This window comes from Pseudomonas sp. GV085 (genome assembly GCF_003050925.1).
GTDB lineage: Bacteria > Pseudomonadota > Gammaproteobacteria > Pseudomonadales > Pseudomonadaceae > Aquipseudomonas.
In genome coordinates this window covers 12,030-31,266 of record NZ_QAOV01000007.1, presented here as the reverse complement: position 1 = coordinate 31,266, position 19,237 = coordinate 12,030, and the positions used below count along the sequence as shown (strand labels likewise).

The 19,237-nt window shown below is 57.6% G+C and carries 13 protein-coding genes; 4 read left to right on the top strand and 9 right to left on the bottom strand.

Going from position 1 to position 19,237, the window contains the following annotated elements; translation table 11 throughout:
- The first annotated feature begins 49 nt into the window (after positions 1-49).
- From C8K63_RS16030 to C8K63_RS16015, 4 genes are all read left to right on the top strand, one after another.
- On the top strand, positions 50-1,879 hold the full coding sequence (locus C8K63_RS16030) for a DUF1302 domain-containing protein (protein WP_108217610.1): 1,830 nt from the start codon (positions 50-52) through the stop codon (positions 1,877-1,879).
- Positions 1,880-1,912: 33 nt separating this feature from the next.
- On the top strand, positions 1,913-3,274 hold the full coding sequence (locus tag C8K63_RS16025; protein WP_108217609.1) for a DUF1329 domain-containing protein: 1,362 nt from the start codon (positions 1,913-1,915) through the stop codon (positions 3,272-3,274).
- A 78-nt stretch (positions 3,275-3,352) separates the two neighbouring features.
- Positions 3,353-4,417, top strand: coding sequence for a YCF48-related protein (locus C8K63_RS16020; RefSeq protein WP_108217608.1), 1,065 nt, complete (start codon positions 3,353-3,355; stop codon positions 4,415-4,417).
- A 36-nt stretch (positions 4,418-4,453) separates the two neighbouring features.
- A complete protein-coding gene (locus C8K63_RS16015; protein ID WP_108217607.1) occupies positions 4,454-6,889 on the top strand; it encodes an RND family transporter in 2,436 nt (811 codons plus the stop codon).
- A 14-nt stretch (positions 6,890-6,903) separates the two neighbouring features.
- Here the strand turns inward: C8K63_RS16015 and C8K63_RS16010 are convergent, their stop codons facing one another.
- The 9 genes from C8K63_RS16010 to C8K63_RS15970 all read right to left on the bottom strand — a co-directional run bounded on the left by C8K63_RS16010 (position 6,904) and on the right by C8K63_RS15970 (position 18,969).
- On the bottom strand, positions 6,904-8,172 hold the full coding sequence (locus tag C8K63_RS16010) for an anaerobic sulfatase maturase (RefSeq protein ID WP_108217606.1): 1,269 nt from the start codon (positions 8,170-8,172) through the stop codon (positions 6,904-6,906).
- Between the two features lie 58 nt (positions 8,173-8,230).
- The gene (locus tag C8K63_RS16005) at positions 8,231-10,594 is read right to left on the bottom strand and encodes an arylsulfatase (RefSeq protein ID WP_108217605.1); all 2,364 of its coding nucleotides are present in this window, start codon (positions 10,592-10,594) and stop codon (positions 8,231-8,233) included.
- Between the two features lie 79 nt (positions 10,595-10,673).
- On the bottom strand, positions 10,674-11,150 hold the full coding sequence (locus C8K63_RS16000; RefSeq protein WP_108217604.1) for a 2,4'-dihydroxyacetophenone dioxygenase family protein: 477 nt from the start codon (positions 11,148-11,150) through the stop codon (positions 10,674-10,676).
- Positions 11,151-11,440: 290 nt separating this feature from the next.
- Complete coding sequence (locus tag C8K63_RS15995; protein WP_108217603.1) at positions 11,441-12,865, bottom strand: DUF1254 domain-containing protein; 1,425 nt, start codon at positions 12,863-12,865, stop codon at positions 11,441-11,443.
- A 196-nt stretch (positions 12,866-13,061) separates the two neighbouring features.
- Entirely contained in the window at positions 13,062-13,874 is an 813-nt protein-coding gene (locus C8K63_RS15990) for a hypothetical protein (protein ID WP_108217602.1), read from the bottom strand.
- Between the two features lie 97 nt (positions 13,875-13,971).
- Complete coding sequence (locus tag C8K63_RS15985) at positions 13,972-14,646, bottom strand: DUF3313 domain-containing protein (protein WP_108217601.1); 675 nt, start codon at positions 14,644-14,646, stop codon at positions 13,972-13,974.
- Positions 14,647-14,797: 151 nt separating this feature from the next.
- The gene (locus tag C8K63_RS15980) at positions 14,798-16,270 is read right to left on the bottom strand and encodes a DUF1254 domain-containing protein (protein ID WP_218279801.1); all 1,473 of its coding nucleotides are present in this window, start codon (positions 16,268-16,270) and stop codon (positions 14,798-14,800) included.
- A 104-nt stretch (positions 16,271-16,374) separates the two neighbouring features.
- The gene (locus C8K63_RS15975; protein ID WP_108217600.1) at positions 16,375-17,652 is read right to left on the bottom strand and encodes an OmpP1/FadL family transporter; all 1,278 of its coding nucleotides are present in this window, start codon (positions 17,650-17,652) and stop codon (positions 16,375-16,377) included.
- A 288-nt stretch (positions 17,653-17,940) separates the two neighbouring features.
- Positions 17,941-18,969 carry an AraC family transcriptional regulator gene (locus tag C8K63_RS15970; protein WP_108217599.1) on the bottom strand — a complete coding sequence of 343 codons (1,029 nt, stop codon included), beginning with the start codon at positions 18,967-18,969 and terminating at the stop codon, positions 17,941-17,943.
- Between the last annotated feature and the right edge of the window lie 268 nt (positions 18,970-19,237).

Below are 19,237 nucleotides of genomic sequence, written 5' to 3'. Positions count from 1 at the left end.
TGATTCAACCCATGACTTTTCGTAAACCATAGAGCAGGTGGCAAGCTAGATGAACAAAAATAATAAGATCTGCCATGCAAACCTTCGCAAAGGGTTGTTGGCCTCCGCCGTTCTCACCGGCCTGGGCATCGCGCCCGTGGGGGCTGTCGAGATCAATACGGGGAATGAAGACTTTGCGGTTCGCTTCGACAACACGCTGAAGTTCAACTATGCCCAGCGCGTGGAAGCCCCCAACAGTAAGTTGGCCAATTCATGGAACAACAATGACGGGGATCGCAACTTTTCCTCCGGCAGTCCCGTTTCTCAACGACTGGATGTGCTGACCGAACTGGACGTGGTTTACAAAGAAAAAGCCGGATTCCGTGTCAGCGCCAACACCTGGTACGACCACGCCTACGACGATATTGGCAGCGACAACGCCTCGACCAACCAGCTCAACAGCGGCCGGCCGGATTCCCGGCACCAGAGTGGTTACGCCGATCGGTATTACAACGGTCCTTCTTCGGAAATCCTTGATGCCTTCGTGTTTGGCAGCACTGAAGTCGGCGATGAATCACTGCTCAGCGGCAAGCTCGGCAGGCACACCGTTTACTGGGGCGAAAGCATCCTCGCCTTTGCCCATGGCAACAGTTATGGCCAGTCCGGCCTGGATATTTCCAAGTCGCTGGCGGTCCCGGGAACAGAAGCCAAAGAACTGTTCATTCCGCGTAATCAGTTGTCCACCAGCTTCACGATCAACCCGGAACTGACCCTCGCCGCGCAGTACTTCCTGGACTGGGACGCCGCGCGGTTGCCGGAGTCGGGCACTTATCTGGGGTTCAACGACGGCATTCAAAATGGCGGGCACAACCTGTCGTTGATCGGCGGCCGAAACCCGCTGTTCGGCACACCGGGCCCACTGGGAGCCAACCAGTTTTTACGGTTGACCAACGGGCATACGTTTACCCCGGACAATCAAGGCGACTTCGGCCTGATGGCCAAGTGGAGCCCGGAATGGCTGCAGGGTACGCTGGGTTTCTACTACCGCAAAACCTCCGACATTCTGCCCAACCTGGTGTTGCAGCCAACGGCGGTCGGCCCTGCACAACTGATCTCCGGCAATGCCGGCAGCTACAACCAGTTCTATGTCGACGACATCGATATCTACGGCATCAGCCTGTCGAAAAGCATCGAAGGTGTCAGCGTCGGTCTCGACCTGAACTATCGCCACAACATGCCGCTGGCCAGCGTGCCGGCAACGGTCAGTCCGGCCGCCGGTGCTGCCGGTTTGCCTGGTTTCAGCAGCAGCTTTGATGGTGACAACGGCGTGGCCCGAGGCAACACCGTGCACGCGGTGCTCAACGGCTTGACCACGTTCGGTGCGACACCGGTCTGGGACAGCTCGACCTTGCTGGTTGAACTCGCCTACAGCCGCTGGCTGGACGTCACCGAGAACAAGCAGCTGTTCAAAGGCGAAGACTGGTATCGCGGTGTCGACAAGGTCACCAAGGACAACTACGTCCTGGGCGTCAACTTCAACCCGACCTGGTATCAGGTGTTCCCCGGCATCGATATGTACCTGCCGGCCAACTACAGCGTCGGCCTTGCGGGCAACTCGTCGGTTCAGCTCGGGGGTAACAAGGACTCCGGCAGTTACTCGGTGGGCGTAGGCATGGATGTGCACAACCAGTACCGGTTTGACCTGAAGTACGTGGACAACTTTGGTCCGTTCGACACCTGCGGTTCAGCCGGTGGTGCAGGTGCACAGGGCCAGGGCGCCGCACCAGGGGCGAACGGCCAATACAACTGCGTACCGGGGCAGACCACTGCTTTCGGCGGTACTCAGCCTCAGCTCAAGGATCGGGGCATGGTCACTTTTACCTTCAAAACGACCATTTGATCGAAGTCTTTGCTTGATAGCAGGAGTCACTCCATGAAGATCGTCAACACGCTTTTGTTCACTGCATTGACCGTTGCCATCGCGGGTGCGGCACACGCAGCCGTGTCCCCCGATGAAGCGGGCAAACTCGGCAACAGCCTGACAGGCGTCGGCGCTGAAAAGGCCGGCAATGCCGACAACACCATTCCGTCCTACACCGGCGGTCTCACCACGGCGCCGGCCAGTTTTCAACCGGGCAGTTCGTTCCGTCCGGACCCTTACGAGGCCGACAAGCCACGCGTCGTCGTCGATGGCAAAAACGTCAGTCAATACACCGACAAACTGACCGCGACCACGCAAGAGCTGCTCAAGCGTTACCCGACGTTTCGGGTCGATGTGTTTCCGACCCATCGCAGCGTTGCGCTGCCTCAACGGTTGCTGGATAACACCGCAAAAAATGCCGTCGGCACCAAAACACTCGAAGGCGGGGTAGCACTGGAAAACGCGTTGCCGGGCGTTCCGTTCCCGATCCCGAAAGATGGCTATGAGGCCATGTGGAATCACCTGCTGCGTTATCAGGGGTATGCCACCAATATCAAATATGACTCCTGGAACGTCGACAGTTCCGGCCGGGCTATTCTGGCCACGACCGGTAATGGCTATCTGGAGTACCCGCTGTACGATCCGAAGCGTACGGAACCGGCGAAAGAGACGGATCTGTTCTTCAAGACCAAACTCTATTACCAGGCCCCGGCCCGTCGCGCAGGCGAAGCCATCCTGGTGCAGGATGCCGTCAACCCTCTGAAAATGGAGCGTCGTGGCTGGCAATACCTGCCAGGTCAGCGCCGCGTGAAACTCGCACCGGATATCGCCTACGACACGCCAAACCCTGGCTCGGCCGGTGCTTCGACCTATGACGATGCCTGGGTATTCAACGGTGCACTGGACCGTTACGACTTCAAGCTCGTCGGCAAGAAGGAAATGATCGTTCCTTACAACACTTACAAGTTGAACTATCACAAGGACGCTGCGGATATCACCACGCCGCATCACGTCAATCCGGACCTGATGCGCTGGGAGTTGCACCGCGTGTGGGTGGTCGAAGCCACGCTGAAACCGGGCAAACGCCACATCTACAGCAAGCGCACCTTCTACCTCGACGAAGACAGCTGGATTGCCCTGGCTTCGGATGAGTATGACGCCAGCGGCAAGCTATACCGCGGATCCTTTGCACACCTGGCATACAGCTATGACGTGCAGGCGCCGAACTCCGATAACCACATGATTTATGACCTGGTCTCTGGCAGCTACAACATCACCGGCATCTACGGCCCGTATGGCGGCGTCAAGTACATCGACCCGCTTTCGAAAGCGCAATGGGCGCCTGAGTCATTGGCCGGCACGGGTATTCGCTGAGCCATGACGCAGGTGTTTTCTTTGTCGTCGACAGTGTGTACCGCACTGTTCGGCGGCTTTTTTTGCCGAGTAGACCTCATGAATACATTTAGATGGATTACGCTCGCTGCGCTGACTGTGGCGTTGGCTGTGCCATTCACCAGGGCCGTCGTCGCTGCCGATTTTGTCGACGTGCTGTCGAGCCCCGCGATTCAGAGTGAAAAGGCGATCAGCGGGATGTTCACCGGGTTGGCCCGTGCAGGTCAGCGCCTGGTCGCCGTGGGCCAACGCGGCCATATTTTCTATTCCGATGATAACGGCGTCCGCTGGCACCAGGCACAAGTGCCGGTGAGTTCCGATCTGGTGGCCGTGCAGTTTCCGAGCCCGACGCAGGGGTGGGCGGTCGGGCACGACGGCATTGTGTTGCACAGCGACAACAATGGTGAAACCTGGAAGCGTCAGCTCGATGGCCGTCAGGTGGGGCAGATCATGCTCGAACATTATCAGAGGCAAGCAGGGCAACCGCCCGATGATGCGTTATTGGCTGAGGCTCAACGAATGGTCGATGAAGGGGCTGACAAACCTTTTCTGGACGTTTGGTTCGCCAATGATAAAACCGGATATATCGTCGGCGCGTTCAATCTGATTTTCCGCACCGAAGACGGCGGCCGGAGCTGGGTTCCGTTGATGGATCGCACCGACAATCCGGGGGCGCTGAATTTCTACGGGATGCGTGCAATCGGCGATGACCTGTTCATTGTCGGCGAGCAAGGCCTGGTATTGAAACTGGACCCGGCAACGCAACGCTTCATCAATATCCCGACGCCCTACAGCGGCAGCTACTTCGGCATCACCGGCAAGCCGGGCTCGGTGCTCGTTTATGGCCTGCGAGGCAATGTCTATCGCAGCGTCGATCACGGCGCGAACTGGGACAAGGTTGAACTGGGTCTGTCCTCGAGCATCACCGCGAGCACGATCACCGCCGACGGCCGAATCATCCTGGTCAGCCAGGCCGGGCATGTGCTTGTCAGCACCGACGACGGCGCAAGTTTCACGCTAAAGCCACAAGACCGCCTGGGGCCCGCCGCTGCGGCGCAGGCCATCGCATCAGGCGTCGTGGTGGTCGCAGGCGCACGGGGCTTGCGCCAGTTGCCCTTCGAATGAGCCCACCCCACATAATAAAAAGAGACGAGCCACTTCATGGGTAACTACAACCTCGATACGATGCCGGTGATCCGAGAGCTGAAGGGCTTCGATGCACGCTCCGGCAATGTCCTTGAACGCCTGATTTTCAACCATCGCCTGCTGGTGGTGCTGACCTGCCTGATCGTGACGGTAGTGCTGAGCTATTTCGCGGCCACTGGGCTGACGCTCAATGCCAGCTTCGAAAAGATGATTCCGCAGAGTCAGCCGTACATCAAAAACTACCTTGAGAATCGCCAGTCGTTACGCGGGCTGGGCAATACGGTTCGGGTGGTGGTGGAAAACACCGACGACGACATCTACGACCCGAAATACCTGGAGGTGCTCAAGCAGGTCAATGACACCTTGTTCCTGACCCCGGGCGTGGACCGGGCCTGGATAAAGTCATTGTGGACGCCTGCCGTGCGCTGGACCGAGGTCACGGAGGAGGGCTTCCGTGGTGGCCCGGTCATGCCGGACTCCTACGACGGCTCGGCCAGCGGGGTCGAGCAACTGCGCTTGAACATCGCCCGTTCCGGGATCATCGGCAGTCTCGTCGGCAATAATTTCAAATCGAGCATGATTGTGGTGCCGCTGCTGGAGAAGGATCCGGTCACGGGCGCCGCTATCGACTATCACCATTTTTCGCGGACGCTTGAAGAGCAGCTGCGCAACAAGTTTGAGTTTGCCGGCAGCAGCGCGGTACACCTTGCCGGTGAAGAGGGCAAAGGCCCGATCAAGATCCGCGTGATCGGTTTCGCCAAATTGGTGGGCGATCTGATCGATGGCCTGATGCTGATCATGATGTACTTCGGCGCCGCCGCGCTGATTGCCACTGCCATCATCTTTGGCTTTACCCGTTGCGTGCGCAGCACCGCGCTGGTGATTCTGTGCTCGGTGGTTGCGGTGGTCTGGCAACTGGGCCTGATCACCTTGTTCGGTTATGTACTCGACCCGTTTTCGATTCTGGTGCCGTTTCTGGTGTTCGCCATCGGCGTGTCCCACGGTGCGCAGAAAATGAACGGGATCATGCAGGACGTCGGACGCGGCACCCATCAGTTGATCGCCGCGCGTTACACCTTCCGCCGTCTGTTCCTGGCCGGACTGACCGCATTGCTGGCCGATGCCGTGGGTTTTGCGGTACTGATGCTGATCGACATTCCGGTGATCCAGGACCTGGCCGTCACCGCGAGCATTGGTGTGGCGGTCTTGATCTTTACCAACCTGGTGCTGCTGCCAGTGCTGCTGTCTTATTGGGGTGTCAGCCCCAAGGCGGCGGCGCGCAGCCTGCGCCAGGAAAGGCAGGAGCTGAAGGGGGCAGGGCTGGGCAATGTGTGGAGCCTGCTTGACCGCTTTACCGAGCGTCGTTGGGCGACGGTGGCGGTGGTGGTGGCCGGGTTGCTGGCGGTAAGTGGCTTCATGGTCAGCACGCATTTGAAGATCGGTGATCTCGATCCGGGCGCACCCGAACTGCGCGCCGACTCACGTTACAACCGCGACAACGCCTACATCACTGCCAACTATTCGCTGTCCAGCGACCAGTTTGCGGTCATGGTCAAAACCGCCAGCGAAGGTTGCCTGAAGTACGAAACCCTGGTGGAAGCCGATCGTCTCGGCTGGCTGCTGCAACAGCAACCGGGCGTGCAGACGACCGTGTCGCTGGTCAACGCTGTGCGCCAGATCACGGCGGGTTCCTATGAAGGCAACCCGAAAATGCTGACCGTCGCACGCAACCAGAATGTGCTGAACTACGGCGCGCAACAGGCCTCAGTGAACAACCCGGAACTGTTCGACAGTGATTGTTCGATGATGCCGGTGATCGCTTATCTCTCCGACCACAAGGCCGAAACCCTCGATCACGTGGTGAAAGTGGCCGACCAGTTCGCCCGCGAACACAGCAATGACGATCGGCAGTTCATGCTCGCCGCCGGTAGCGCCGGGATCGAAGCGGCGACCAATATCGTCGTGCGCGACGCCAATCGCACCATGTTGTTCTACGTGTATGGCGCGGTGATCGTGCTGTGCTTCATCACCTTCCGCAGCTGGCGGGCGGTGGTGGTGGCGGTCGTGCCGTTGATGCTGACGTCGATTCTCTGCGAGGCGTTGATGGTCTGGCTGGGCATGGGCGTGAAGGTCGCGACCTTGCCGGTGATTGCCTTGGGTGTCGGCATTGGCGTCGATTACGCGCTGTACCTGCTCAGCGTTCAGTTGGCTCAGCAGCGTGCCGGTCTGTCGTTGACCGAAGCCTACAAAAACTCCGTGGCGTTCACCGGCAAAGTGGTGGCGCTGGTCGGCATCACCCTGGCGGCGGGCGTGATCACCTGGGCGTGGTCGCCGATCAAGTTCCAGGCCGACATGGGCATCCTGCTGACCTTCATGTTCATCTGGAACATGGTCGGCGCCCTGGTGCTGATCCCGGCACTCTCGCATTTCCTGCTCCGTCGTGCTCCTTGATCAACCCTGAAAGGCTATTTACCCAGTGGCACGATCAGCGGGCCGGCGAAGGCCTGCATGATCAATGCCACGGGTTGCTGGTGGCTGACCAGTTGGGCCATGGCGTTCATGTAGGGCGTCAGGTGACGAAAGTATTTCTTGTAGCTCGGACACAGGTAGTTCAGGCCCGGCTCGCCGTCGGGCGCATTCATGAAGCGGTTTTTCGGGCATTCGCCATGGCAGGCGAAACGGTAATCGCATTGCTGGCAATACGTCGGCAGTGTCTCTTCCTTGGCGGCGCCAAAGGCTTGTTGCTCAGCAGAGGCGAGTAGCACGGCAGGATCATCGGTCTTCAGGTTGCCCAGCAAATACTCGGGATACATATAGTGATCGCAGGAGTAGACGTTGCCGTCGTGTTCCACGATCGCCGCTTTGCCGCAGCGCGGGCTGAACAGGCACACCGAGGCCGGCAGCTGGCACCATGAGGCCAGTGCCCATTCGAAGTTCATGACATGAACCTCCCCGACATCCTGGCGCACCCACTCGTCAAAAATCGTGATGAGAAAATCGCCATAAGCCTCGGGGGCAACCGTTTGCTCCGTCACCTTCGCGGGCTCCGGCACCACGTGCAAGCGTAACTCCGGCGGGATAGCGAAATGCAGACCCAGACTGACCTGTGAGGCGCTGGGCTCGCGTTCCACCACGGGGTTGAACTGAATATGACGAACGCCTTCAGACTTGAGGAATCGATAGATTTCCAGGGGAAATCTGGCGACATCGCGCGCCACGGTCACCAACACATTGAAGTCGACGCCATGCTGCTTGAGCAGTTCCAGACCGCGCATCACGTCATCGAAACTGGAGTGTCCGCGCTTGTCGGGGCGATAGAGGTCGTGGACGAATCGCGGGCCATCGAGACTGATCCCCACCATGAATCGTTCACGGGCGAGGAATGCGCACCAGTCGTCATTGAGTAACGTGCCATTGGTCTGCAACGTATTGCGAATGACTTTGTTGCCCGCGAACTGGCGTTGATACAGGACCGCGCGCTGGAAAAAATCCAACCCCAGCAAAGTCGGTTCGCCGCCTTGCCAGGTAAATTCGACTTCAGGCGTGGGCTGGGCCTCGATGTAGCGCTGCACATACAGACGCAGCACCTCGTCGGTCATGCTGAAGCGTTCCCGAGGCGGGTAAAGCTGTTCTTTTTCGAGGTAGAAACAGTAACTGCAATCGAGGTTGCAGATCGGCCCGACGGGTTTGGCCATGAGATGCAAGCCCTGGGGCGGGGTTTCGTGGGTAGGCATGGGGGCAGGGTCCGGGAGTCATCAATCTGCCGCCCGGTTATCCGGGCGGCATTGAGGGTCAAGGCAAATACGTCACGTGTACATCCTTGACCTTGCCATTGAATGCGAAGGGCGCACGCTCGAAATAGTCCAGGGTGACGGGGGAACCGAGGTCTTGAGCGACGTCGAAGGTTTCGCTGGCGGTGAACGTCAGTGCCGGAGTAAACGGCGTCACCCCTTGGGCGACTTCCTGCCCGTCAAGTCGCAGGCTCAGATTGGCCGGCGCTCCGGGCTTGGCTGACGACAGGGTCGTCAGCACTTCGATACTGACTTTGCCTGCGGGTACTCGTTCGGCCGAACGCAGTTTGACTCGAGAGATCGCCAGCGCGTTGTACTCGTAGACCAGGAAACCGTCATCCATGTACAGGCTGACCCCGCCACCGATACCGCCCAAGGCATACAACACGCCGGTGGCGTTAGCTGGAACGTCGGCGTCGACGACGACTTTGCTGTTCTGATTGCGCAGGTTGGGGGCCGCAAATTCCGGAAAGCGATGGACGCGATCACTGAAATGCCATTCGCGTTGGCTGCTGGAGATTCGTGCAGTCGGGTCGAGGAAGGGGTAGAGGCCGGCACCAATCGGATAGACATGGTTAGCCTTGGCTTGCACGTCAAACTCCGCCTTCAGCTCCGCAAGTTTTTCCGGATTACTCGCAGCTACATCGTTGGCCTGGGAGTAGTCGTCTTGCAGGTTGTAGAGCGACCATCGATCATTCGCCGGATTCCAGCCCATGAACTGCGCAAAGCCTTGCACCCAGGGTTTGCGCGGGCCAAAAACCGAGGCCATCCAGCCATCCTTGTAGACGCCGCGACTGCCTAAGACTTCGAAGTACTGCGCCGGTTTTTTTGACTTCACCTGAGCGTCGTTGAAGGTGTAGCGCAGGCTGACTCCATCCATTGGGTCCTGAGCGATACCGTTGACCTCTTTGGGTGGCGTGATCGACAGCACGTCGTAGACCGTCGGGGCAATGTCGTTGACATGGTGGAATTGTGCGCGAACCCTGGCGTCGGCCTTGATCTGTTTCGGCCAGGAAACGGCCAGCGGCGTGCGCGTACCGCCGAAGTAGCCGGCGACCAGTTTAGTGCCTGTGAATGGCCCTGAACCTGCCCAGGCCCACGCGGCGTTGTACATGCTTTCAAGTTTGGGCCCGCCGAGCGCGGACAAGCCGCCATACATCTCGTCGAGGACTTTCAACTGCTGCTCTTTGGGAACTGGAATCCCGTTTTGGGCCAGCAACTCGTTAATCGTGCCTTCCATCCCCTCGGAAGAAGCGCCGTTGTCGCTGAAGACATAAAAGATCAGCGTGTTGTCGCGCTGACCTTCACGCTCCAGTTCGTCGAGGATCTTGCCAGCCTGTGTGTCGGCATGTTCCAGGAAGCCGGCGTACACCTCCATCAACCGTGCCTGATACTGCTTCTGTTCGGAAGACAAGCTGTCCCAGGCTGGGAGCTCCGCCGGGCGTGAGGTGAGGACGGCGTCCTGCGGGATAAAGCCCAGCGCTTTCTGGCGAGCAAATGTCTGCTCACGATAGGCGTCCCAGCCACCGTCGAACTTGCCTTTGTATTTATCGGCCCATTGCGCATTAACCTGGTGCGGGCCATGTACGGCACCCGGTGTCCAATACATGAAAAATGGTTTTTCCGGCGCGTAGGTCTGATGGTCTTGCAGCCAGTTTACGGCCTGATTGGCGAGATCTTCGCTGAGGTGATATTTCGGATCTCGCGCCGGTTCGATTGGCGTTGTGTCGCGGTACAGACGCGGTTCGTACTGAGAGGTTTCGCCGGCCAGGAAACCGTAGAAATGTTCAAAGCCGTAGGCCGTCGGCCATGTATCGAAAGGACCGGCCGCCGTGGTGTCCAGGGGTGGTGTGTTATGCCATTTGCCGAATGCGGCGGTGCTGTAGCCATATTGCTTGAGCACCTCGGCCATGGTCGCCGAGCTCTTGGGTATCTTGCCGGTGTAGCCTTCCCAATCGGTGGCCAGCTCTGCGATGACGCCGTTGCCAACCCGGTGATGGTTGCGTCCGGTAAGCAATGCGGCGCGAGTAGCGGAGCTGATGGCAGCGGTATGAAAAGCGTTGTAGCGCACGCCGCTGTCGGCGACTCGACTCAGGGTCGGCGTATGGACTGCACCGCCGACGGTGTCGGACTGCGCGAAGCCGGCGTCATCGAGCATGATCACCAGAATATTGGGGGCCTCGGCAGGAAGCTGAGATTGATGCTGACGTTTCTGGTGCTTCGATTCTTGCAGCGTCGGTTTGGCGTCACTGGCCGAAGGCGTCGGCGGGAAGGGCAGTGAGTCTTGTGCGGATGCGACCGAGCTGGCCAACAGTGCGCAGAGTTTCAGGGTGAAACGTCCGGCGGGTTGCAGCTTCTGGGACATGGGTGTCTCCGTTTTTTATTCATTGCAACGGCGCAGCCGCCCGGTCGAACACCGGACGGCTGAGAGATTGGAGGGCTGGTCAGACCGCAAAGCTGGTGATGTCTTTGGGCTCGATATCGTTGGCCTTGCAGAACGCCAGGTAACGATCCACGCTGGATTTCCAGTTCTCGACGGCCACGATGTTGTTGTTATCGTCGTAATACAGCAGGTCGCCCTGGGTGATGTTCAAGGTGATCAGTTCATCGCCATATTCAGTCAGCACGATCGGCGTATGGCTGGAACCTGCGGTTTCGAACACCACGCCGCCCGGTTTTGAGATCCAGTCGTGCTCCAGGTATTTCCAGCCACCCTTGACGGTGTAAACGATGACCGTGCCGGAGTGATGGTGCTTGGGCAGAGAAGACCCGGCCGGGGCCTTGAGCAGGGTGATGGTTTCCCCGCGAACCGGGTCGCATTTGATGTATTTGATGAAGATTTCATCGCTGTAAGGTGCGAACGGAACCCACGGCAGGTCCTCGTCGTTGATGGACGAGGTGTCGATGTTTTCATAAAACATGCTTGTTGTTCTCTGTTGGACGGTGGAAGGATTTACACGGTGCGTCGAGAGCATCGTGAACAGGCTGTGCTCACACCGCCCCCCTCTTGAGGAGGGGTATCCACCCACTTGCGTTGAATCGCGGCATACGGAGTGCCGTGCAAATAACGCCAAAACAACAACATCTACGGTTTGCGGCCACCGCCGGCCTTTGGATCATCACAGCAGACGTCAGGGTCTCTGCGAAACCCTGACGTCCCGGTTAAGCGGCGGCGCCCGAGCGCCGTCCGCTGCAACCGGTCGTTAGCTGCTCAATTGATTTTAACGATCGCAGGTGGAGCCCAGGTGCCTTTGCCAGGAGGCAGGACGGAAGGGTTTTCCGTCTTCGGCCAATACAGGCGCATCACCATGTAGATCAGATCATTCGGTGCGGGCAGCCAGTTGCTTTCCTTGTCCGCGCCGGGCGAGTCCTTCTGGACGTAGAGCGTCAGCGAGCCGTCCGCATTTTTCTTCATTTCAGGTAGCATCGGCGAGTTGATGAGGTAGCGATTGATCGGATTCTTGATCAGCAGTTGGCTCTTGCCGTCGTACATCGTCACCGACCAGAAAGCATTGACCGGCGGAAGCTGTCCAGCGGGAAAGGTGATGGTGTAGTTGTGTTTGCTGCCGTCAAGCGGCGTACCATCGGACAGGATCTTGGCCATCGGATACGTGGCCTCTTCGGCGTCGTTGGCGTAGATGCCCGCTTGTGCGATGGCGGCGCGCTTTAGCCAATCACCCTTATAGAACGCGGCATTACCGCCGGAGCTCACGATGTTCCAGCCATTGACCTGCGTGCCGAGATGATTGACTGCATCCTGGACCTTCGCATGCCCAGCCTGCATGCCCTCAACCATTGCGGCCTTTTGCTCGGCGGACAGATCCTGGAAGTTGAAGTCCTTGCCGGCGCCAATGCCCAGACGGGCCAGCTTCGCGCGGATCGCCGCTTCCTCTGGTGTAGCAGGGGCAAGCTGCATCACAACGCCCAGATATTTGAAGAAATCGGTCTTCACCAGGGCCTTGTCGATCTTCGGGAAGTCGATCGCCGGTGCGGCAGGCGGCGCGGGTTGCTTGAGATAAGCCGATAACGGCCGGGCCGCATAACCGGACTGGATCTTTTCGACGTTTGGCATGTCCGCCGGATTGAAGAGCTGGGTGCGAAAGATCACGAAGGGGAGTTGTGTGCTGGAACGAAACACCCTCTTGATGCCTGGCGGGGTCACGCCCTTCCAGTCTGGGCCGACCAACATGTAATCGCCGGCTTCGCTGCCGGTGGTACGGCTGCCGATGTAACCGAAGTTGTTGGTGCTGTTGTCAATGAGCTGCACCGAGTAGTACCGCGGTTTCTCCACCGTCGGTACCGAGAGCACGATCGGCTCGCTACGCAGGTCCATGAACATCAAGGAATACGGCGTGTCGCTGTTCGGCGAGACGATGGCCGTGTCCTTGTAACTAAAGACATTGTGCATGCTGTGAATGTGGTTGAACGGCGCCTTGTACTGGCCGGAGCTCTTGTCCACGGCATAGTCGTACATGATCGCGTAGTTCATCACGATGGGCAGACCGTAGATGTAGCCTTCCTCGGCGATGGCTTTCGTCTCAGTGGGAGTGATGTCCGCTGCCTGGGCGTGCGTCAATCCAAAGGACGCGAGCAATACCATCGCACAGCCAAATGTTCTCGGTAGTGTGGTTATCATGAATGTGAAACTCCATTTTTCGCATTAGATGGGGGTGTCGGTCAGCTAACTGCTAATCAGGCGATATTCCCCAAAGGCAGGAACCCCTGACGATCTTGATGCATATCTGTGCCCATCAAGGAGGCAACTTCTCGAATTTCACCGAATCGCAGGCGATCAATCATTCGAGCGCTAAACGCACATCTTACGGATCGCTTCACTTGGGAAAGAGTAGCGTGTACGCCACTCGAAAGCCCCAACCGTGTGCACCATCCTCAGGGCTGTCCGCCCAGTATCGCGGCCCCACCTGAAGGCTCATGGGCTGCTTGCCGACTTTGAACAATTGCGTCACGAACAGGTTGATCGGCACATTCCACTCCCTGGCTTCCCAGTCGTAAGTGGATTCTGTATTGATGCCAATACTGGTGTACGACGCTGTGGTGTAGACCAGAAAGGGTTGCAGATACGTCTGATTGACCTTCTCCTTGTCATTGGCCGGGTTGTTGTCCAGCGACCAGATGTGGTTCGCCAGAATACCGGTCGTCCAGCCGTTGGCCTGCTTCAACGCCACCGCTGTCGGTCCAATCCCCCATTGTTCGCTACTCAGTAGCTCATCACTACCGGTCGGTAACAGCAGCGCGGGGCCTGCACCCCAGATCCAACCGTCCTCGGTGGGCTTTTTGGGAGAGAAAAAGAAGCTTTGCGAGGTGTCGCCCACTCCGCTTTTATCGGCGATGCCCCTCGGTGCCAGTCCATGCTGATCAATGACCGGGAGGATCGTGCGAGAGATCAGATTCCAATCGTCATTGAGTGTGAAGGGTAATACCGGCTGGATATTGGTGACGCTCTGGATTCCATTACCGGAGGGCCCCATTTTCTGGTTCCAGTTGTATTGGATGGGCAAGCTGTACAGTGCAGCGACTGGATTCAATGACTGTTTAGCCAGTTCCGCCTGATCGTCAGCCTGACTGGAAACGGATATACCGAAAGCCGAAAGTGCGAGCAAAAGCCGTTCAATGCGCTTGTACATGTTGAAATCCTTGAATGCGGATCGCCACGGGCTCCTCGACGATCAAGGGGAGCCCGCTAACGATAGGCAGAAACTGCTTGAGCACCTGCAGTGACAATTACTTGAGTAACGTCTGCATGTCGCTGGTCATTCCCTTGATGGCCGCTTTGAAGTCATTCGCGGTGATTTTCTGGCTGGCGTTCTTCAGGTTCTCGCCAAACACTTTACGCACGGCTTTTGCGACCGGTGCACCGGTTTTGGCGTCGATCAAGTCCGCCTCGATGTACAGCTCGGTATTCTGGTCGCGATGCCCCGTGGCGGCCTGAGTTGCACCTATGACTGCCGCGACCGGCACCACTTCGTACCATTTCATGCCTTCGTTGGTGGCTGTCACGCCAGTGATTGCCGCCTGCAGGATCAGCGCTCGCTCGCCTTTGCGAACATCTCTGGAGTCTGGAACGACCACGTAATTCTGGGACAATGCCTGCTTGGCGCTTTCAGTGGTGTAGGCCTGCAATTCCTGTAATGTTTTCAGGTCCACGCGTTCATCCGGCTTGGGCGTCGGATACAGTTCCAAACGCTCGAAGACCACCGTGGAATAATCCGCAGGCTTGAATCCTGGTGCCACCCAGCGCAGTACCTCCACGCCACTTGGCGAGGTGGTTTCCTGCAGGCCGCCATAACTCTTCAAAAAGCCGGAGTACTGTTGTTGCTCGGTAACTTTCGATACGCAACCGGTCAATAACAAGCTGCTCAGTGCGGCACCCGTTATCCATTTGTGCGAAAAGTTCATGTAACGGTACTCCTTGAGGGATGTGTTCCTGGGTGTCTTTTATTCAAGGCCAGACCCTGTGGCCTCAGCCCTTTCGGCAATAAGGCCCGCTGGATCTCTGCCTGAGCAATCGAACGACTGCTTGCCAACTGCAAGCAGCCGCAAATTCGCGTTACTTCGACGCCATCACTGCCGGCGGCTGCCAGCTGCCGCTGCCGGCGGGAAGAATCGAAGGCGCCGTGGCCTTCGGCCAATAGAGGCGCATCACCAGATAGGCCGTGTCGTCAGGCGCCGGCAACCAGTTGGCCTCCTTGGCCTTGCCCGGCGAATCCTTCTGGATGTACAGGGTCAGTGAGCCATCCGCGTTCTTCTTCATCGTCGACAGCATCGGCGAATTGATCAGGTAGCGGTTGATCGGGTTCTTGATCAGCAGCTGGCTCTTGCCGTCGTACATGGTCACCGACCAGAAGGCATTGACTGGCGGCAGTTTGCCGGCGGGGAAGGTGAGCGTGTAGTTGTGCTTGCCGGTATTCAACGTCTGGCCGTTGCCATCGGTACGCGTAATGGGGTACATCGCCTCGGTGGCGTCATTACCGTACAGACCCGCCTTCGCGGCGCCAGCCCGCATCAGCCAGTCGCCTTTGTAGAACGCCTGGTCGCCGAAGAACGCGCCGATGCTCCAGCCGTTGATATTTTTCAAGCCGCTCGAGAGGAACTTGTCGACCTTCTCGTCGCCGGCCTTCATCCCGAGCAGGACCACGGCCTTGTGCTCGAGCGAGAGGTCTTTGAATTCGAAGCTGCGACCGGGGCCTACGCCGATGCTGGCCAGCCGGGCACGGATCTCCTTGTCCTCAGCCGATGGCGGCACATACTCCAACGCGGCCGACAGGTACTCGAAGAAGTTGGCCTTGATGCCCTCTGTCGTGGCCGGCACGAAAGCAATCTTCGGCGCAGCGGGCGGCGCGGGTTGATGGAGGAAAGCGGACAGTGGCTGGACCTTGTAACCCGCCTGCAGCTTCTCGACATTCGGCATGTCGGCTGGATTGAACAACTGGGTGCGGATCAACGTCAGTGCGAAAGGGGTCGTGGAGCTGAACACCTTGTCGATGCCAGGAGGGGTCGCACCCTTCCAGTCGGGGCCCGCAATCAGATAGCTCCCGGGTGCGCTGGCGGTTGCCCGGCTGCCGATGTAACCGTAGTTATAGGTGTTGCCGTCGATCAGTTGCACCGAGTAGTAGCGCTTTTTGGAGACGGTCGGCACGATGATCACGAGCGGCTCGGCGCGCAGGTCGGCCCAGAGTATCGAGTACGGCGTGTCGCTGTTGGGCGTAATGACGGCGGTGTCAGCGGGGGTCGCGACCCGATGCTCGTTGTGCAGTTGATTGAAAGGGGCCTTGAACTGGCTGGATTTGGGGTCCGCCGCGAATTCGTTCATCACGGCGTAGTTCATGACTAGCGGCAAGCCGTAGATAAAGCCTTCCTCGGCGATCGCCTTGGTCTGCTCCAGACTCGGTGCCGGTACGCCCTTGGCCACATCCGCCTTGTCGGCCTGCGCGATCGGATCGTTCTTGCCCGCACACCCCGCGAAAAGCGTTGAACCCACGACGACGACCGCCGCCGCCATTGTCCAGCCCTTGTTTGACATCCTGTTCATTTTCACCTCGTTGGTTTTGTGCAAGCTGGCGTCGTGAGTGTTCATGTCCACGGTTAAATACCAGACATGACACTTGAAGCACTCTTGGATTTTTCTCAGTAGCGCCAAGTCATGTTGGCGGTCAGGGCTTGAATCCAGGCGTTGTCGAACTCGCCTGATACTCGATTGCCAGACAGCGTTTTTTGCTGATCGACTGACATGTCCCCCATCCACACCGTGACCCAACTGAAACTCACGTCTGTCTCTTTATTCAGCGAATAAGTAAAGCCTGTGGCGAAGCGCCAGGCGGCGCCCATTGGCACGGTGAGCGTCCGATCACCATCGGACACAGCGGACGTGTCATAGGCGATACCGAAATCCCAGGCCCAGTCCTGGTTCATCTGGTATTGAGCGCCAAGCGCCAATTGATACGTGTCCTTGTAATGCGCATCGATTGAGGCGGCCCTTGAACCGGTTCTGGAAGTGTCTACGTCAATGCCGATGTCGCCGAATTTCGACCAATCCTGCCAATTGACTGTGGCCAGCATAGACCACTGCGTATCCAGTTGCTGGTACAGGCTGAGGGTCGCCGTTTGCGGTACTTTCAGGTCGATTTTGGTGTTGAGGTTGTTGAGGCGGCTCACCAACGGAGCACTGCTCTGCACATCCAGGCGATCCTCGAAGTCGAGGTCAACCTGACTGGTGTAAGCCAGGCCAATCCGTGTGCCGGGCTTTGGGGCATAAATCACGCCTGCATTGGCGCCATAACCCCATGTGCTGTCCCGGTATTTGTATTGGCCGTCACCCCGTTGTGTCAGTCCGAGCGGCGCCTGATCGATGGCGGCTTCGCTCTTCAGCATCCCGTACATGGCTTTGAGTCCGACGCCGACGGACCATTGATCGTTGAAGCGATAGGCGACACTGGGTACCAGTGACAGTCCCGCAATGCTCGCGTTCTGCACGAAATAACGGCCGGACCAGTCATTGTCGTAGTTTTCAGCGAGGCCGAAATCGCCATAGGAGCCGAAACCGACGGACCACCGATCATCCAGTTGATGGCTGATGAAGAAACTGCCACCCGGTATGGGATCGAGCGCGTTACCGCTGCCAGCGCCCGGCGTATTGGTTTCACTGTCCCGATCGAACGATAAGTCACCAAAAAGAACCTGAGCGCCAGCGGAGATCTGTGTTCCGCTGAGGTAGCTCAAGCCAGCGGGGTTGCTGGCGATGGTCGAAGGGCCTTGTGCCCGGGCCGCTGCACCGGCATTGGCCAGTCCGACGTTGTCGGTGGCGATTTCGTACAACATCAGGCCACCGGCAACACTGCGGCCACTGGTCAAGAGTGTCAGCGCACCAAGAACAGTAATCGACAACACACTTCTATTTAACGGCATGAAATCCCTCTCTACCAGATCACTCAATCGATATCGCTTGGATCGCCCCAAGGCCAGGGCATCGTCTTTTACTCGTGTGGCCTTCTTGAGTGTCTGCGCGGAACTCCACCCGCAGGTGCAACTAATCGCCAGCCTCATGAACAGCACAAAAAACCGAAGATCAGCTTTGCAATCAGCCCGTTGTTGCGTTCACTTTACGGCAATCATCAGAAAGGCACCTTGCATTTTCGGACAGTGCGCGCGGTATCGCGGGGGTACGGAAATTGTTGAATCCCCCCTCAATGGAGGCTACTCCAGTCCATCTCTCCAATGCTGTGGTGACGTATTGGTCCACGTTTTGAATGCACGGGAGAAGGCGTTTGGATCCTGGTATTGAAGGGTCTGAGAGATTGTGGATATCGGCAAATCCGTATCTTTCAAGAGCTGCCGCGCGAAGTTGCTTCTGGAATCGGTGATCAGTTCTTTAAGGTGAGAACCTTCCGCATCCAGCCGGCGTCGCAGCGTTCTTTCATTCAATGAGAATTGACTGGCGATGTACTTGGAGTTTGCCTGGCCTTTCAATAATAGAGCGTATGCCTGGCTCTTTATTTGTTCTGACATCGTCAAAGGTGACGTGGCGGTCGCAATAGCCAGTTTAAGCAGATGGTGTAAGCGTGGATTCGCCGTGCATTGAATTTGCCGCAGTTGCTGATTGTTTATTACAAGCCCGGAGATACTTGCATTGAACTGAATGTCACAGCGAAATTTTCTGACGTACGGGGTGATATCTGATGGCTTGCGATATGAAAACTGCACACGAACGGGTGTCCAGTTAGCGCCTAACAATGTCCGCAACATTTGCAGGCCAACCATGACGGCAGTGTCGACAAGTAATGATTGATTGGGCAGGTCGTGGCGATAAATGACATATCCCAACAGACTGTGTTGGCCCGCCAAGGGAAGCAGGAGTGGGGTCGCGCCACGATCATAGAGACTTGCATGCCCGACCAGGTCGTTTAATGCATCGCCTGGTGAAGTCGCGAGGCGCATGAGCTGGCCCACCGGACCCAAATCATCCAGTGCACAACGCTCACCTATCAGTAAGCCAATATGGGGGCAATCGGTGTGTTCGAATGCAGCTTTGAATAGGTGAGCAGCGTCCATATAGGTGAGGTGCCGGTCTTCACTGACGAATTGCTCTAAACTCAGGCCTGCTTTCTGGAATACCCTTTGCGAGGAACCACCTATGAAATCAACTACTTGCGGGAGACTGCGAAATGGACTCGTGCTGATTTCTCCTGGGCCACTCATTTTTAAAGACGATTGTTTTTTGGGCATATTGGTTCGCAATCATTCCTGATATTGAAATTGGACGAGCGGGCTCAGACCATTGCTTTCCGTAAAAAATGGTCATTGTAAAATACGCCACTCCAATGCGGTCGCAAGACTCTCTGACCTTTAGATAGTATCTCAAAGCCATCATCTCGAATACGTTATAAAATGTGCAAGAAGGTCTTGCTCTCCGTCATCGGCGGTAATGAGCCCTTGAAAACAGTTAGTTGCAGGAAAGGGTTGATTACAAGCGTTCCCGGGTATGCCTTGGACC

Coding starts and splice junctions, on each gene's coding strand:
- C8K63_RS16030 (WP_108217610.1), top strand. CDS start 50: ATGAACAAAAATAATAAGATCTGCCATGCAAACCTTCGCAAAGGGTTG.
- C8K63_RS16025 (WP_108217609.1), top strand. CDS start 1,913: ATGAAGATCGTCAACACGCTTTTGTTCACTGCATTGACCGTTGCCATC.
- C8K63_RS16020 (WP_108217608.1), top strand. CDS start 3,353: ATGAATACATTTAGATGGATTACGCTCGCTGCGCTGACTGTGGCGTTG.
- C8K63_RS16015 (WP_108217607.1), top strand. CDS start 4,454: ATGGGTAACTACAACCTCGATACGATGCCGGTGATCCGAGAGCTGAAG.
- C8K63_RS16010 (WP_108217606.1), bottom strand. CDS start 8,172: ATGCCTACCCACGAAACCCCGCCCCAGGGCTTGCATCTCATGGCCAAA.
- C8K63_RS16005 (WP_108217605.1), bottom strand. CDS start 10,594: ATGTCCCAGAAGCTGCAACCCGCCGGACGTTTCACCCTGAAACTCTGC.
- C8K63_RS16000 (WP_108217604.1), bottom strand. CDS start 11,150: ATGTTTTATGAAAACATCGACACCTCGTCCATCAACGACGAGGACCTG.
- C8K63_RS15995 (WP_108217603.1), bottom strand. CDS start 12,865: ATGATAACCACACTACCGAGAACATTTGGCTGTGCGATGGTATTGCTC.
- C8K63_RS15990 (WP_108217602.1), bottom strand. CDS start 13,874: ATGTACAAGCGCATTGAACGGCTTTTGCTCGCACTTTCGGCTTTCGGT.
- C8K63_RS15985 (WP_108217601.1), bottom strand. CDS start 14,646: ATGAACTTTTCGCACAAATGGATAACGGGTGCCGCACTGAGCAGCTTG.
- C8K63_RS15980 (WP_218279801.1), bottom strand. CDS start 16,270: ATGTCAAACAAGGGCTGGACAATGGCGGCGGCGGTCGTCGTCGTGGGT.
- C8K63_RS15975 (WP_108217600.1), bottom strand. CDS start 17,652: ATGCCGTTAAATAGAAGTGTGTTGTCGATTACTGTTCTTGGTGCGCTG.
- C8K63_RS15970 (WP_108217599.1), bottom strand. CDS start 18,969: ATGCCCAAAAAACAATCGTCTTTAAAAATGAGTGGCCCAGGAGAAATC.